The sequence below is a fragment of the Pantoea sp. EA-12 genome (assembly GCF_030053355.1).
Lineage (GTDB): Bacteria > Pseudomonadota > Gammaproteobacteria > Enterobacterales > Enterobacteriaceae > Pantoea > Pantoea vagans_C.
The window spans coordinates 26195-40103 of record NZ_JASGBY010000011.1; the positions used below are offsets into that span (position 1 = coordinate 26195).

The 13909-nt window shown below is 51.9% G+C and carries 13 protein-coding genes; 7 read left to right on the top strand and 6 right to left on the bottom strand.

Features of this window, described 5'->3' with window-relative positions:
* Positions 1 to 59: 59 nt before the first annotated feature.
* The 4 genes from QMZ30_RS16670 to QMZ30_RS16685 all read left to right on the top strand — a co-directional run bounded on the left by QMZ30_RS16670 (position 60) and on the right by QMZ30_RS16685 (position 5252).
* On the top strand, positions 60 to 1787 hold the full coding sequence (locus QMZ30_RS16670) for a potassium/proton antiporter (RefSeq protein WP_039335456.1): 1728 nt from the start codon (positions 60 to 62) through the stop codon (positions 1785 to 1787).
* Positions 1788 to 1864: 77 nt separating this feature from the next.
* Positions 1865 to 2098 carry a DUF1480 family protein gene (locus QMZ30_RS16675; RefSeq protein WP_058969540.1) on the top strand — a complete coding sequence of 78 codons (234 nt, stop codon included), beginning with the start codon at positions 1865 to 1867 and terminating at the stop codon, positions 2096 to 2098.
* A 377-nt stretch (positions 2099 to 2475) separates the two neighbouring features.
* Positions 2476 to 3942: an undecaprenyl-phosphate galactose phosphotransferase WbaP gene (gene wbaP, locus QMZ30_RS16680; protein ID WP_283228242.1), complete on the top strand. Its 1467-nt coding sequence runs from the start codon at positions 2476 to 2478 to the stop codon at positions 3940 to 3942.
* A 116-nt stretch (positions 3943 to 4058) separates the two neighbouring features.
* Positions 4059 to 5252: a multidrug effflux MFS transporter gene (locus QMZ30_RS16685; protein ID WP_283228243.1), complete on the top strand. Its 1194-nt coding sequence runs from the start codon at positions 4059 to 4061 to the stop codon at positions 5250 to 5252.
* Here the strand turns inward: QMZ30_RS16685 and dadX are convergent.
* Both dadX and QMZ30_RS16695 read right to left on the bottom strand, forming a co-directional pair.
* A complete protein-coding gene (gene dadX, locus QMZ30_RS16690) occupies positions 5245 to 6315 on the bottom strand; it encodes a catabolic alanine racemase DadX (protein ID WP_283228244.1) in 1071 nt (356 codons plus the stop codon). The genes QMZ30_RS16685 and dadX overlap by 8 nt on opposite strands.
* Positions 6316 to 6336: 21 nt before the next feature.
* Positions 6337 to 7638, bottom strand: a complete 1302-nt coding sequence (locus tag QMZ30_RS16695) for a D-amino acid dehydrogenase (RefSeq protein ID WP_039335447.1) — start codon at positions 7636 to 7638, stop codon at positions 6337 to 6339.
* Positions 7639 to 8141: 503 nt separating this feature from the next.
* On the opposite strand from QMZ30_RS16695, the gene QMZ30_RS16700 reads away from it, so the two are divergent.
* A complete protein-coding gene (locus tag QMZ30_RS16700) occupies positions 8142 to 9677 on the top strand; it encodes a SpoVR family protein (RefSeq protein WP_039335446.1) in 1536 nt (511 codons plus the stop codon).
* A 37-nt stretch (positions 9678 to 9714) separates the two neighbouring features.
* Here QMZ30_RS16700 and fadR read toward each other — a convergent pair whose 3' ends face one another.
* The gene (fadR, locus tag QMZ30_RS16705) at positions 9715 to 10434 is read right to left on the bottom strand and encodes a fatty acid metabolism transcriptional regulator FadR (RefSeq protein WP_058969550.1); all 720 of its coding nucleotides are present in this window, start codon (positions 10432 to 10434) and stop codon (positions 9715 to 9717) included.
* A gap of 321 nt (positions 10435 to 10755) precedes the next feature.
* Here fadR and dsbB point away from each other — a divergent pair, with 321 nt between their 5' ends.
* Positions 10756 to 11289, top strand: a complete 534-nt coding sequence (gene dsbB, locus QMZ30_RS16710; RefSeq protein WP_283228245.1) for a disulfide bond formation protein DsbB — start codon at positions 10756 to 10758, stop codon at positions 11287 to 11289.
* 38 nt (positions 11290 to 11327) lie between these two features.
* On the opposite strand, the gene ycgN is transcribed toward dsbB, so the two are convergent.
* The 3 genes from ycgN to QMZ30_RS16725 all read right to left on the bottom strand — a co-directional run bounded on the left by ycgN (position 11328) and on the right by QMZ30_RS16725 (position 13043).
* Positions 11328 to 11774 (bottom strand): cysteine cluster protein YcgN, encoded by a 447-nt coding sequence (ycgN, locus tag QMZ30_RS16715; protein WP_034828749.1) that lies wholly within the window; start codon positions 11772 to 11774, stop codon positions 11328 to 11330.
* 65 nt (positions 11775 to 11839) lie between these two features.
* Positions 11840 to 12499: a fumarylacetoacetate hydrolase family protein gene (locus tag QMZ30_RS16720; protein WP_039335439.1), complete on the bottom strand. Its 660-nt coding sequence runs from the start codon at positions 12497 to 12499 to the stop codon at positions 11840 to 11842.
* A gap of 268 nt (positions 12500 to 12767) precedes the next feature.
* On the bottom strand, positions 12768 to 13043 hold the full coding sequence (locus QMZ30_RS16725) for a YcgL domain-containing protein (protein WP_039335438.1): 276 nt from the start codon (positions 13041 to 13043) through the stop codon (positions 12768 to 12770).
* A 153-nt stretch (positions 13044 to 13196) separates the two neighbouring features.
* On the opposite strand from QMZ30_RS16725, the gene minC reads away from it, so the two are divergent.
* Positions 13197 to 13907 carry a septum site-determining protein MinC gene (gene minC, locus QMZ30_RS16730; RefSeq protein WP_039335435.1) on the top strand — a complete coding sequence of 237 codons (711 nt, stop codon included), beginning with the start codon at positions 13197 to 13199 and terminating at the stop codon, positions 13905 to 13907.
* The last annotated feature ends 2 nt before the right edge of the window (positions 13908 to 13909 follow it).

Consider the following 13909-nt stretch of genomic DNA (forward strand, 5'->3'; position numbering starts at 1 on the left):
TGTCTGTGTGATTATCCCCGCAGTTTGTTTTATCCGTCCGTTAGCGCAGGAGAACGCCGTTGAATGCCAGCATGATTTACAGTTTGTTCATTATTGGTTCCGTGCTGGTTGCAGCAAGTATTCTTCTGAGTTCGTTCTCATCTCGTCTTGGCATCCCGATTTTGGTGATATTCCTCGCGCTTGGCATGCTGGCGGGTGTTGACGGTATCGGCGGCATCGCCTTTGATAATTATCCCGTGGCCTACCTGGTCTCCAACCTTGCGCTGGCCATCATTCTGTTGGATGGCGGCATGCGGACCAAAGCCAGTTCGTTCAAGGTCGCTCTGGGTCCAGCGTTGTCATTAGCCACCGTTGGCGTGATGATCACCGCGGGCTTAACCGGTGTGGCGGCTGCCTGGCTGTTTAAGCTCGATTTGATGCAAGGTTTCCTGATTGGCGCCATCATTGGCTCTACCGACGCCGCAGCCGTATTCTCGCTGCTGGGCGATAAAGGGCTTAATGAGCGTGTCAGCTCAACGCTGGAAATTGAATCGGGCAGTAACGATCCGATGGCAGTGTTCCTCACCATCACACTGATCGACATGATTCAGCAGGGCCAGACCGGTTTAAGCTGGATGTTTGTGGTGCACCTGGTGCAGCAGTTTGGTCTTGGCATTGTGCTGGGATTGGGCGGCGGCTGGGCACTGCAGCAGTTAATTAACCGCATTAATCTGGCACAGGGTTTATATCCTCTGCTGGCCGTCAGCGGCGGCATCATTGTATTTGCATTGACCACGGTGATGGAAGGCAGCGGCATTCTGGCTGTTTACCTTTGTGGCTTCCTGTTAGGCAATAGCCCAATCCGCAACCGTCACGGCATTCTGCAAACCTTCGATGGAATGGCATGGCTTAGTCAGATTGGCATGTTTATCGTACTCGGTTTGTTGGTCACCCCTTCTGATTTGTGGCACATCGCGGTACCCGCGATGATTCTGTCACTGTGGCTGATTCTGGTGGCGCGCCCGCTTTCTATTTTGGTCGGTCTGCTGCCATTCAAAGGGTTTACCGGACGTGAGCGTATCTTCATCAGTTGGGTGGGGTTACGCGGCGCGGTGCCGATCATCCTTGCGGTGTTCCCGATGATGGCGGGCATGGAAAATTCCAAGCTCTACTTCAACATCGCCTTCTTCGTGGTGTTAGTTTCATTAATGCTGCAGGGCACGTCTCTCGGTTATGCCGCTAAACGCGCCAAAGTCGTGGTGCCCCCTACCGCTTCGCCGATTAGCCGTGTGGGGCTGGATATCCATCCGGAAAACCCGTGGGAGCAGTTTGTCTATCAGCTTGGTGCAGACAAGTGGTGTGTCGGTGCAGCGCTGCGTGACCTGCAGATGCCACGTGAGACGCGCATCGCTGCGCTGTTCCGCGACAATGCGCTGATGCATCCGAATGGCAGCACGCGTCTCAAAGAGGGCGACGTGTTGTGCGTGATTGGTCGCGAACGAGATTTACCCGCATTAGGCAAAATGTTTAGTCAGTCACCGCCTGTAGCCCTCGACCAACGCTTCTTCGGAGACTTCATTCTGGATGCCGAGGCACGATTGCGCGATGTGGCGCAGATTTACGGTTTAGAGTTAGACGAAGAGACCAACGATCAGCAGTCACTCGGCCAACTCGTTATGGGGTTACTTGGCAGCACGCCGGTGGTGGGTGACCAGGTGGAGTGGAATCAACTGACCTGGACCGTTGCCGAAAAAGAAGATAACCAAATCGTCAAAATTGGTGTGCGCGTCATGGAAGACAAAGAGTAATCCGAAGCGCTTTGGCCCCCAAACTGCGCGTGAGCGACTATGATCACTATTCCACCCAGCAGAAACGGGAGAATAGGATGGGACACGTGGTAAAGATTGGTCGTTACGAGATCGTTGATGCAGAACTGAATGCTGAAAATTTAGAGACCGTCAGCATTCCCTGCAATACCAACCCCGGCCTGAGTTACCAACTCGACGGCTGGGATCATGACACAAGTGTGCCGGCGTGGATTGATGGCGAACCCATCGATCTGGCGATCGGACACTATGACAAGCAGCAAGACCGCTGGGTATTAAAAAAACCTGCCTGATTTTTCCATACCGCCATCCGCTTCGTTTGGCGGTCATTCCTAAAAGCAGTCTTAAAATGAAGCGTTCTATCGTCGGATTTTTTACTTTTAACCTTATAATTCAATTCGCTAGCTCATAATTTCTTTAGTCATTTATTTCCTTTTCAGACTATTTCCATATTAACTCTGTCAAATAACTCCTGCATACTCTTAAACGTTGCTGCAGCTTTTTGTGACGCAATTCACGTCTCAAACGGTCCTTTCGGTGCAGCGCTTGTGGCAGTTTTGATTCATATCGCGCTGAAAAATAAATTCTTTCCTATTTCAGCGGACCACACCTGAGCGCGTACTTGATTCTGGTCAGGCCATCTTTTACTTAAGAAAAGAGAGCAGGTTTTATGGCAAGTACATTGGTAATGAATAATGCAACCCGCTCATGGAGCGGACTGCGTAAAAATCTCATCGCGAAAGTCGCTTTAAGTTTCTCAGATTTAATTGCATTAAATTTGGCATTGTTCTTATCTGCGGCCACCGTTCAGGGTATTTGGGGAGAACTGGACACCTTTATTCCGCCGCAGCAAATCGAATATCGCTTTATCGCACAACTCGGGCTATCGGTTCTTTGCACAGCCTGGTTCTGGGTGCGTATGCGTCATTACACTTATCGCAAACCCTTCTGGTTCGAGTTAAAAGAAATTGTTAAAACCCTGTTCGTGTTCTCACTGCTGGATTTGGCACTGATCGCCTTCTCCAAATGGGATTTCTCGCGCATGGTGTGGGTGTTTAGCTGGACTTACGCGCTGTTGCTGTTGCCACTGATGCGTGCCGTGGTGAAACGCGCCATAAACCGTGCGGGTCAATGGCAGAAAGAAACCATCATTATTGGTTCGGGTAAAAATGCCATGGAAGCTTACGCTGCGTTGCAGAGTGAAGAGATCCTTGGCTATAACGTGCAGGCGTTCATTTCACTGGAAGATGAAAACCGTCCTGACAATGTTAATGGCGTGCCGGTGATTACCTGGAAAGATATCAACTGGCAAACCATGGACCGTGACAACACGCAATTTATCGTCGCTACTGAATTTGAACAGCAAGTGGTGCGCGATAAATGGCTGAAGTTCCTGTCCAAAATGAAATGCCGTTCAATTTCCGTTATCCCTACTCTGCGCGGCGTGCCCCTGTATGGCACGGATATGTCCTTCATCTTCAGCCATGAAGTGATGATCTTGCGCGTCAGCAACAACCTGGCCAAGCGTTCATCTCGTTTCCTCAAGCGAGCCTTCGATATTGTGGTGGCATCCCTGTTGCTGCTGTTCCTTGCTCCGGTGTTCGGCCTGCTGTGCGCCATGGTGAAACGCGATGGGGGAAATGCGATTTATGGTCACGAACGTGTTGGACAGGATGGCGAGAAATTTAAATGCCTGAAATTCCGCTCGATGGTCACCAACTCGCAAGAAGTGTTGCAGAATCTACTGGCGACCAGCGAGGAAGCACGTGCGGAATGGGATCGTGATTTCAAACTGAAGAATGACCCACGCATCACCAAAATTGGTGGCTTCTTACGTAAAACCAGCATGGATGAACTGCCGCAACTGTGGAATGTGATTCGCGGCGAAATGAGTCTGGTCGGTCCGCGTCCGGTGATTGAAGCTGAACTGGAACGCTATGCAGGTGATGTGGATTATTATCTGATGGCAAAACCGGGCATGACCGGCCTTTGGCAGGTTAGTGGACGTAACGATATTGACTACGATACCCGCGTCTATTTCGACTCCTGGTATGTGAAAAACTGGGCACTGTGGACTGATATCGCCATTCTGTTTAAAACGGCTGGCGTAGTCTTGCGTCGCGACGGCGCTTACTAATCCCCCCGAGGCGATGTCTGTGCGCGAGCGGCAGACATCTCTTTTTTTATTCCTTCCCTTTTCTCTGCTAACTCTTTACCCTTCCCGCTTGTTTAACAGGTTGTTTCTGGTTCGTAATGCAAAAATTTACCCTGCTACTTTTAAGCCTGGTGCTGCTGGCGCCGCTTGGCATTGATCTTTATCTCCCTACACTTCCGCAAATTGCTGAAGGCCTTAACAGCCCGGTCAGTTTGATTCAGACCACTATTCCCCTGTTTTTGCTGGTGATGGGCATAGGTCAGTTGGTCACTGGGCCTTTGGTCGATAATTATGGACGTAAGCCGATCGCTCTAATTGGGCTGGCGCTCTATATCATCGGCAGCGCCATTGCGGCGACGGCCACAGCGTGGCCCATCTTCTTCCTGGCACGACTCATTCAGGGATGTGCCGTATGTTGCAGTGCGGTTGTCGCCTTTAGTGGGGTACGCGACCGTTTAAGCGGCGATGAGGCCGCGCGCGCCTATGGTTTTCTCAATGGCGCGTTAAATATTGTTCCGGCGCTGGCTCCGCTGCTCGGCGGTATCCTTGCCGAAGCCTACGGCTGGCGTGCACCGTTCTGGTTCCTGTGCAGTTATGCCGCGGCGATTGGCGTGATAGTGCTGTTCTTCCTGCCGGAAACACGCCCTGCGGATACCCTGCGAGTTAAAGGTTTACCGCTGGCACAGTATGCCGCGATTGCGCGCAAACCGCGCTTCCTCGCGTTTGCCTTTGCGAATGCCGGTGCACTGGGCATGGTGCTGACGTATGTTTCGCTCGCGCCGCATGTTTTGATGACCGAAGGTGGCCTCACGCCGCTGCAGTTCTCGTTTGCCTTTGGTGCCAACGGTTTCTGGATCATGTTGGTCAGTGCGTTTGTGAATAAAACCATCCGTAAAGCCGGGCGGCCTTTCTGTCTGGCGATGGGCTTTTTCACCATGTTGGTGGGCGCCATCTTACTGGTGGCTGGAATGCATCTATTCCCTGCTGCATGGCAGACTCACTGGGCGTTATACATGATTCCAGTAGCCGTCTCGGTAGCGGGCTTAGCCTTTACGGTCGGACCTGCCACCAGCTATGCGCTGGAGCCGTATCAACAGCAGGCCGGTGTGGCAGCTGCTTTACAGGGCTTTATTCAGATGGCATGTGGAGCAGGCGGCAGTCTAATCATTGTCGCATTACCGGTCGCGGAGAAATCAGCACTGGCATTGATGATGTTATTAGGTGCAGCGCTGGCTCTGATTGCCTGGCGCTGCAGTAAGAAAATGCACGGCAGTGTGACCGCGCTTAAATAACGCTAACCGGCACGCGGGGCGCGAGCGCACACATCAGCTCGTAGCCCACCGTTCCCGCGGCTTTCGCGACTTCATCGATTTTCACCTGATTGCCCCACAGCTCCACTTTCGAGCCGATTCCCGCCTGCGGACAAGGTTCAAGATCAATCATCATCATATCCATGGAAATCGCGCCCAGCGTTTGGGTGCGAATACCCTCAACAGACACGGGCGTGCCCGTTGGCGCATGTCGTGGATAACCATCAGCGTAGCCACAGGCAACAATACCAATACGCTGCGCAGCTGAGGCATGGTAACGATAGCCGTAGCCCACCCCGTCACCGGCAGTAAGTTGCTGTACGCCAATAATCTCACTGCTCAGCGTCATCACCGGTTGCAAGCCGGTGCTGGCAATATCCTGCCAGTCACCGCTTGGTGAGGCACCATACAGAATGATGCCCGGCCGTACCCAGTCAAAATGCGCTTCCGGATGCCACAACGTTGCTGCCGAGTTGGAAAGAGAACGTGGGCAGTTGAGACCTTCTGCTGCCAGCTCTACCCGCTTCATTGGCTCAATCAAACCTTCTGGATTTTCCGCATCGGCGAAGTGCGCCATCAGCGTCATCTCGCCAACATTTGGCAGTTCACGCAGTTTTTGCCACGCCGCATGGGCCTGTTCAGGTCGGAAACCCAGGCGGTTCATGCCGCTGTTGATCTTCAGATAGATATCAATCGGTGCTGAGAGCGTGGCTTTGGCCAGCGCCTGGATTTGCCAGTTACTGTGCACGCTGGTGGTCAGACGGTAACGATCAATCAGCGTTAGATCTTCCGCATGGAAAAAACCTTCCAGCAGCAGGATCGGCTTTTTCCAGCCCTGCTCGCGCAGCAGAATCGCTTCTTCCATGTTCAGCAACGCGAAACCATCAGTCTGCGCCAGGCTCTGCCAAACGCGGGTGATTCCGTGTCCGTAAGCGTTGGCTTTCACCACCGACCAGATTCGCGACTGTGGTGCCGCCTGACGAACAATCGTCAGATTGTGGCTCAGCGCCTGTTGATTGATGGTGGCGCCAATAGGACGTGACATGCGTATGCTCTCCCTGAAGTCTTAACGCGCTGCGTTAGCGTTGCGCAACGGCGACGAATGGGCTTCGAAACCTGGCAGATAGCGCAGCACGGAGAGATCGTCTGCAGCAATTGCCGGTTTCTGGCCAGAAATCAAATCGGCCAACAGCTGACCGGAACCACAGGCCATGGTCCATCCCAGCGTACCGTGACCGGTATTGAGATAGAGATTGGAGAGCGGCGTGCGCCCAACAATCGGCGTACCGTCTGGCGTCATAGGGCGCAATCCGGTCCAGAACGTGGCCTGTTCAACAAAACCGCCTTCAGGATAAAGATCGCTGACCACCATCTCCAGCGTTTCACGTCGTGCTGGCGTCAGTTTGGTGTTAAAACCAACAATTTCCGCCATACCACCGACGCGGATACGATCGTCGAAGCGCGTTACCGCCACTTTGTAGGTCTCATCGAGAATAGTGGAAACCGGTGCGGCCTCAGGATTCTTAATCGGGATGGTGAGTGAGTAGCCTTTCAGCGGATAAACCGGGATGGCGATAATATCTTTGAGCAGCGCAGTCGAATAGGAACCAAAGGCCACCACGTAGGCATCGGCTTTAATCACTTCGTCGCCACACTTCACGCCGTAGATCCGATTACCTTCGCGCAGCAACTGATCCACTTCCATGTTGTAGCGGAAGGTCACGCCTGCGGCGGCGGCCATATCCGCTAAGCGTTGGGTGAAGAGTTGGCAGTCACCGGTTTCATCATTCGGCAGACGCAAACCGCCAGTGAGTTTGTGGGCGGTGGCAGCTAACGCCGGTTCAACACTGTGAAGCTGGTGTGCTTCCAGCAGCTCGTAAGGCACGCCAGCGTCTTTCAACACGGCGATATCTTTGCTGGCACTGTCGAACTGCTGCTGCGTGCGGAAGAGTTGCAGTGTACCGCCTTGTCGACCTTCATAGGCAATGCCAGTGGTGGCGCGCAGGGTTTTCAGGCAATCACGGCTGTATTCCGCAATCCGCACCATGCGACCTTTGTTCTCTTGATAGTGACGCATATCGCAATTGCGCAGCATATTCCACATCCACTCCAGCTGGAATTTACTGCCATCGAGGCGAACCGCCAGAGGCGCGTGACGCTGGAACATCCATTTAACAGCCTTCAAGGGCACACCCGGTGCCGCCCAAGGCGCAGCATAGCCGGGGGAGATCTGCCCGGCGTTACCGGCACTGGTCTCCAGCGCGGCAGCGGGCTGGCGATCGATCACCGTGACCTCATGTCCCGCCTGTGCCAGATACCAGGCACTCGCCACCCCGACAACCCCACTTCCAAGAATCACTACGCGCATAAGCCCCTCGTCGCGGCAAAAAGCATAATCAACTATGAATACCGCCTGCATTAGCATAACCAGACGACTGATTTAATCTTACATTCGACAGATACATTTCACATGTTTTTCACGTTCCTGCACACATAAATCATGAGGCAGTGCAAAAATCAGGATTTTTTATGCCATAAAACCATTAACCAGCGATTTATTATGCGGACGGCAGTGCTTTTATCTTTTTTCAGGACAAAGCGCCACAGTCATATAATGCACTTATAAACAGCATTTTATCCTGCCGTTAAAATCAAAACCCGCATTTGTCATTAGCAAAACCTTAAGCAGCGAATTTTGAATGATTTTGTGCCAAAAAGAATTCGTTTGAGTTCCGGTTTCGGATAAGCGACAGTGGACTATCATTGAAGTGTTCGCTCAGTTTTTTTGGGCCGTCTTTCTCAGGATGAAGCCTTAAACGATCGTGACAGGTGACAATCCGTTGCCTGCCGCTTGCAAAACAGAGGTGCGCTATGACGACAATCTTTGACGAGCCAACCCGGAGCAGTAAACGACTCAGTGATGGGCCAGACTGGACATTCGAATTGCTTGATGTCTATCTGGCAGAGATCGACCGCGTGGCGAAAAGCTACGGGCTTGATACCTATCCGCATCAAATCGAAGTGATCACCTCCGAACAAATGATGGATGCCTACTCCAGCGTAGGGATGCCGATCAACTATGCACACTGGTCGTTCGGGAAGAAATTCATTGAAACTGAACAGCGCTACAAGCATGGCCAGCAGGGGCTGGCTTACGAAATAGTAATCAATTCCAATCCGTGTATCGCCTATTTGATGGAAGAGAACACTATGACCATGCAGGCGCTGGTGATGGCGCACGCGTGTTACGGCCACAACTCTTTCTTCAAAAATAACTATTTATTCCGCAGTTGGACCGATGCCAGCTCCATTGTCGATTACCTGCTGTTTGCACGTAATTACATCTCCGACTGCGAAGAGCGATTCGGCGTCGAGGAGGTCGAACGTCTGCTCGACTCCTGCCATGCGTTGATGAACTACGGCGTGGATCGCTATAAACGCCCGCAAAAAATCTCACTGCAGGAAGAGAAGGCCCGACAGAAAAGCCGTGAAGAGTATCTGCAAAGCCAGGTGAATACCCTGTGGCGTACCCTGCCGCGTAAAGAGAAGGAGTCGGTGCACGTTGAGGCCTCACGTTACCCGTCTGAGCCGCAGGAAAATTTGCTGTACTTTATGGAAAAGAATGCTCCGTTGCTGGAGTCCTGGCAGCGTGAAGTGCTGCGTATTGTACGCAAGGTCAGCCAGTATTTTTACCCGCAAAAACAGACCCAGGTGATGAACGAAGGGTGGGCAACCTTCTGGCATTACACCATCCTGAATCACCTGTATGACGAAGGTAAGGTGTCGGAACGCTTTATGATGGAGTTCCTGCACAGTCACACTAATGTGGTGTATCAACCGCCGTATAATAGCCAGTGGTATAACGGCATCAACCCGTACGCACTTGGCTTTGCCATGTTCCAGGACATCAAACGTATCTGCCAGTCACCGACGGAGGAAGATCGTTACTGGTTCCCAGACATCGCGGGTTCTGACTGGCTGAAGACGCTGCATTTTGCCATGCGTGAATTCAAAGATGAGAGCTTCATTAGTCAGTTCCTGTCGCCGAAAGTGATGCGTGATTTCCGTTTGTTTACGGTAATGGATGACGATCGCAATAATTTCCTGGAAATTGCCGCGATTCATGATGAGGCCGGTTACCGCGCGATACGACAGCAGTTGTCGGCGCAGTACAACCTCAGCAATCTTGAACCGAACATTCAGGTGTACAACGTCGATCTGCGTGGTGACCGTTCGCTGACGCTGCGCTATGTGCCACAACAGCGTGCACCACTCGACAAAAGCCGCAAGGAAGTGCTGAAGCATGTGAATCGCTTGTGGGGCTTCGATGTCATTCTGGAACAGCAGAATGAGGATGGTAGCGTCGAACTGCTTGATCGCGCGCCGACTCGCGGCCCCGCCTTGTAAGGCATAAAAAAACCGGACTGATGAGGTCCGGTTTTTTTTATCGCTTGCTGGCTAAATCGTCCGGCATGCTCTTCTGCATACTGTGCCAAATCTCGCCGCTGCGACGTCCATATTCGCGCACGCAATCCACAATCTGATCCTGCGTCGGATTAACGCTGCACAAGTCTGCCAGTTGGCGGTAGAAATTGCGTGCCTGCTGACGCGCCTCTGGGTTGGAGAAATAGTGGCGTCCAACGCGGGTATACAGCCCTTTCAGCCCATTAAGGATCAAACCATAAATGGGGTTGCCCGAAGCAAACGCTAAACCACGAAACACACGATAATCCAGTTCGGTGTAGGCTTCTGCCTTATCCTCTTCCGCTAACGCGCTTTCTAACACTTCGCGCGCTTTATCAGGATGGTGGCGCAGTGCGCGGCTGATAAAGATCGACGCGATATTGGTTCGCACTGACAGCAGGTTATCAATCAACTGGGGCACGCTATCATGATCAAGGCGGGCCAGGGTTTCCAGGATGTTTAAACCTGAGGTTTCCCAGAAATCATTCACGCGCGTCGGTTTACCATGTTGAATGGTCAGCCAACCATCACGTGCCAGACGCTGTAGTACTTCTCGTAGCGTGGTACGGGTGACGCCAATCAGTTCAGAAAGCTCACGTTCGGCAGGTAGGATCGACCCCGGCGGAAAACGACTGTTCCAGATGCTTTCAATAATATACTCTTCAGCAAATCCTGCGGGGCTTTGCGCCTTAATCACCATAGCATTTATTTCTCATTGCTTTCTTTGTCGTAATGGCACTCATCATACCAGAGGGGCTATAGCGTAAATAGCCTGACAACTGATTAAAAGCGCGCGCTGGCGCAAAAATTCAGTCTTGTCATCCTCGTGGTGACGGTAAAAACGCACTCGTTTGCGTTGTAGTGTCCACGTGTCACTTCTTACGTGGGGAGAAAATGCCATTATTTTTGGCCTGGATCAGGCTTAAGTCATTTTTGTACATGATTTTTTCCCCTTACCTGGCTGGCACGGTTACGCTTTTGGTTTACACTGCGAAGCATTAACGGTTACAGGATAAGCAATATGTTGCGATATTTAAATCAATGCTCACGAGGTCGCGGAGCATGGTTATTGTTGGCTCTTACAGCTCTGGCTTTTGAACTCACCGCACTGTTTTTTCAACACGTCATGGGGCTAAAACCCTGTGTGATGTGCATTTATGAACGTTGTGCCTTATTTGGCGTGATGGGCGCAGGCATTGTCGGCGCGTTTGCCCCTAAAAGCTTGCCCGTGCGTTGGGCAGCGATCCTGATTTGGCTCTACAGTGCCTACAAAGGTTTGATGCTTTCCATTGAGCACACCAACATTCAGCTTCATCCTAATCCGTTTGTGACCTGTGATTTCGCTGCCCGTTTCCCAAGCTGGCTGCCACTGGATAAGTGGTTGCCGTCAGTGTTTGTTGCGAGTGGCGATTGCGCTGAACGTAGCTGGACCTTCCTGACATGGAGCATGCCGCAGTGGATGATTGTGATCTTCGCGGCTTACCTGCTGGTGGGGGCATTGGTGTTAATCGCACAACCGTTAAAACCTAAACGTCGCGATCTTTTCGGTCGTTAAGCCCAAATGAAACAGGCAGCCAAGGCTGCCTGTTTTTCTTATCCGTTACGATCGGGTCGATCGATAATATGGTCTTCCCAGTCGCGCACTTCACTTTCCCGCACCGCGATATAGCGCACAGAAATACGCTGCGCATGCATCGCCTTCTTCGAACCCGCCACCAGCGGATGCCAGGCCGGTAGTGTGCCACCCTCGCCTAACAGGCGGTAGGCACAGGTACGCGGTAACCAGTTAAAGGTGGTGAGGTTTTCGCGCGTCAGCTTGATGCAATCTTCTTCATACTCAAAGCGGCGCTCGTAGTTACGGCACTGACAGGTTTTGATGTTCAGTTGATTGCAGGCAACGTTGGTAAAGTAAATTTCGTCGGTGTCCGCATCCTGCAACTTGTTCAGGCAGCACTGGCCGCAGCCGTCACACAGCGATTCCCACTCTGCGTCGTCCATTTGGTCAAGGCGTTTTGTTTGCCAGAAAGGTTGTTCAGTCATAATGGCGGTCCGGGTTGTGCAACAAGACCGCACCTTATAAAGGTTCAGGTGCGGTGATGCAAGTTTTACAGTACGCGCGTGGTAATACCGTGACCGGCTAGCGAGATTTCAAGTTTATCGCCAGAACGCATTGGGCCCACGCCTTCAGGGGTGCCAGTCAGCACCACATCACCTGCGCGCAGCGTGAAATACTGGCTCATGTAGGCAATCAACGGCAGGATTTTATGGATCATATCGGCGGTGGAACCGTGCTGACGCACTTCGCCATTGACCACCAGTTTCAACTCAGTATCTTGCGGATCGCCACTGAATTCAGCCACTGGGATAAAGCCTGACAGCGGGCATGAGTTATCGAACCCTTTGGATTTTTCCCACGGCTGGCCCGCTTTCTTTAAGCCTGCTTGTACATCACGCAGCGTTAAATCCAGCGCCACGCCGTAGCCGGCAATCGCTTTTGCCACATGCTCTTCGGTCGCCTGCTTCAACGTCGAACCAATTAACACCGCCAGCTCGACTTCGTGATGCACTTCGCCGAAGTTATCCGGAATGGAGAGTGGCTGGCGCAAATCACACACGGCGGTTTCTGGTTTGATAAAGACGACTGGCTCAGTTGGCGTTGCACTGCCCATTTCCTTGATATGCTTCGCATAGTTGCTGCCCACGCAAACCACTTTGCTGACGGGATAATCCAACAAAGCGCCTTGCCAGTTACGATGCTGATACATGCTTTTCCCCTGCTTGTGTTGTGTTTGATGCCAGCTGTGCTGGCGGATGAGTCAGGTTCAGTGCCGGAACGCGGCATGCTGAGGAGGATTATATTAGCGGTTTTATCGCGTCAGGCGTGGCGGAAATTGTCAAAAGTCGTTAATTGTTCACCAGAAACGGCGAAGACATGTAGGATTAAATGCCCGCAATTAAGCTTTTGCGCGGGCAATTAATTAATGCAAATAACACTGAGGATATTTACAGGATATATTTACAGATGAATCCGAATTAATCTTTTTTACCCAGTTCGCGATGAATGTTGAGCAGATTTTCGACCGGCGGTGGGATCTGTAAATAATAGCCGTTATCGCTCAATCCTTGCTTAACTTTATTGATATCAGCATTAGCCAGTTTGTCGCGTTTGTCCAGCGACAGCACCATCGCCAGCTTGGGTTTACCAAAGCCACGCAACAACTCTTCAGGAACGCGCGAAAAATCGTCTTTTTTTTCAACATAAAGATAAGTCTGGTCGCGTTGCGGGCTTCTATAGATCACACAAAACATATTTTTTACTCGAATTAACCGATGGCGTCACTTGCCTGAATATAGCAGTAACTATAACATGCTTGCAGAACTTCGAATATTGACCGTTTGATGTTAATGACGATTTTATCGCTGGACATCTTAGGGTCGTAAAACAGGACTGAGTCAGGACAGATGTCGCAAACGCCAATCGAATTCAAGGGAAGCAGTTTTACCCTGTCAGTCGTTCATCTGCACCATTCGCAACCCGAGGTGATTCGTCAGGCACTGCAGGACAAAATCGATCAGGCCCCTGCGTTTTTGCAGAATGCCCCGGTGGTGCTTAATGTCTCTGCTTTGAACGGCGACATTAACTGGAAGCAGATGCAGCAAGCCGTCATCGCGACAGGTTTGCGCATTGTCGGTGTCAGCGGTTGCAAAGATGAAGCCCTGAAAAAAATGATTGCACGCGCCGGTTTGCCCGTGCTGTCAGAAGGCAAAGAGAATCGTAAACGCGCAGAAGCGCCCGTGGCAGAAACCGCGTTACCGGTTGCTGCTCCAGTGGTTGAAGGTGCCGGCAAAACCCGCATCATCAACACACCGGTACGTTCTGGTCAGCAGATTTACGCACGCAATGCTGACCTTATCGTCACCAATAGCGTCAGCGCCGGTGCCGAACTGGTTGCCGACGGCAACATTCATATTTACGGCATGATGCGTGGCCGTGCGCTGGCCGGAGCCAGCGGCGCACGTGACAGCCAAATTTTTTGCACCAACCTCGCAGCCGAGTTGGTTTCTATTGCCGGTGAATACTGGATCATGGATCAAATCCCGGCGGAATTCTTTGGTAAAGCCGCGCGCCTGTGTCTTAAAGAAGGCGCGCTCACCATCCAGACACTTTATTAGGC

Excerpts from the sequence above, each read along its gene's own strand:
- fadR (WP_058969550.1), bottom strand. The coding sequence starts at position 10,434 with ATGGTGATTAAGGCGCAAAGCCCCGCAGGATTTGCTGAAGAGTATATT.
- QMZ30_RS16720 (WP_039335439.1), bottom strand. The coding sequence starts at position 12,499 with ATGTATCAGCATCGTAACTGGCAAGGCGCTTTGTTGGATTATCCCGTC.
- dsbB (WP_283228245.1), top strand. The coding sequence starts at position 10,756 with ATGTTGCGATATTTAAATCAATGCTCACGAGGTCGCGGAGCATGGTTA.
- QMZ30_RS16700 (WP_039335446.1), top strand. The coding sequence starts at position 8,142 with ATGACGACAATCTTTGACGAGCCAACCCGGAGCAGTAAACGACTCAGT.
- minC (WP_039335435.1), top strand. The coding sequence starts at position 13,197 with ATGTCGCAAACGCCAATCGAATTCAAGGGAAGCAGTTTTACCCTGTCA.
- QMZ30_RS16725 (WP_039335438.1), bottom strand. The coding sequence starts at position 13,043 with ATGTTTTGTGTGATCTATAGAAGCCCGCAACGCGACCAGACTTATCTT.
- dadX (WP_283228244.1), bottom strand. The coding sequence starts at position 6,315 with ATGTCACGTCCTATTGGCGCCACCATCAATCAACAGGCGCTGAGCCAC.
- QMZ30_RS16675 (WP_058969540.1), top strand. The coding sequence starts at position 1,865 with ATGGGACACGTGGTAAAGATTGGTCGTTACGAGATCGTTGATGCAGAA.
- ycgN (WP_034828749.1), bottom strand. The coding sequence starts at position 11,774 with ATGACTGAACAACCTTTCTGGCAAACAAAACGCCTTGACCAAATGGAC.
- QMZ30_RS16685 (WP_283228243.1), top strand. The coding sequence starts at position 4,059 with ATGCAAAAATTTACCCTGCTACTTTTAAGCCTGGTGCTGCTGGCGCCG.
- wbaP (WP_283228242.1), top strand. The coding sequence starts at position 2,476 with ATGGCAAGTACATTGGTAATGAATAATGCAACCCGCTCATGGAGCGGA.
- QMZ30_RS16695 (WP_039335447.1), bottom strand. The coding sequence starts at position 7,638 with ATGCGCGTAGTGATTCTTGGAAGTGGGGTTGTCGGGGTGGCGAGTGCC.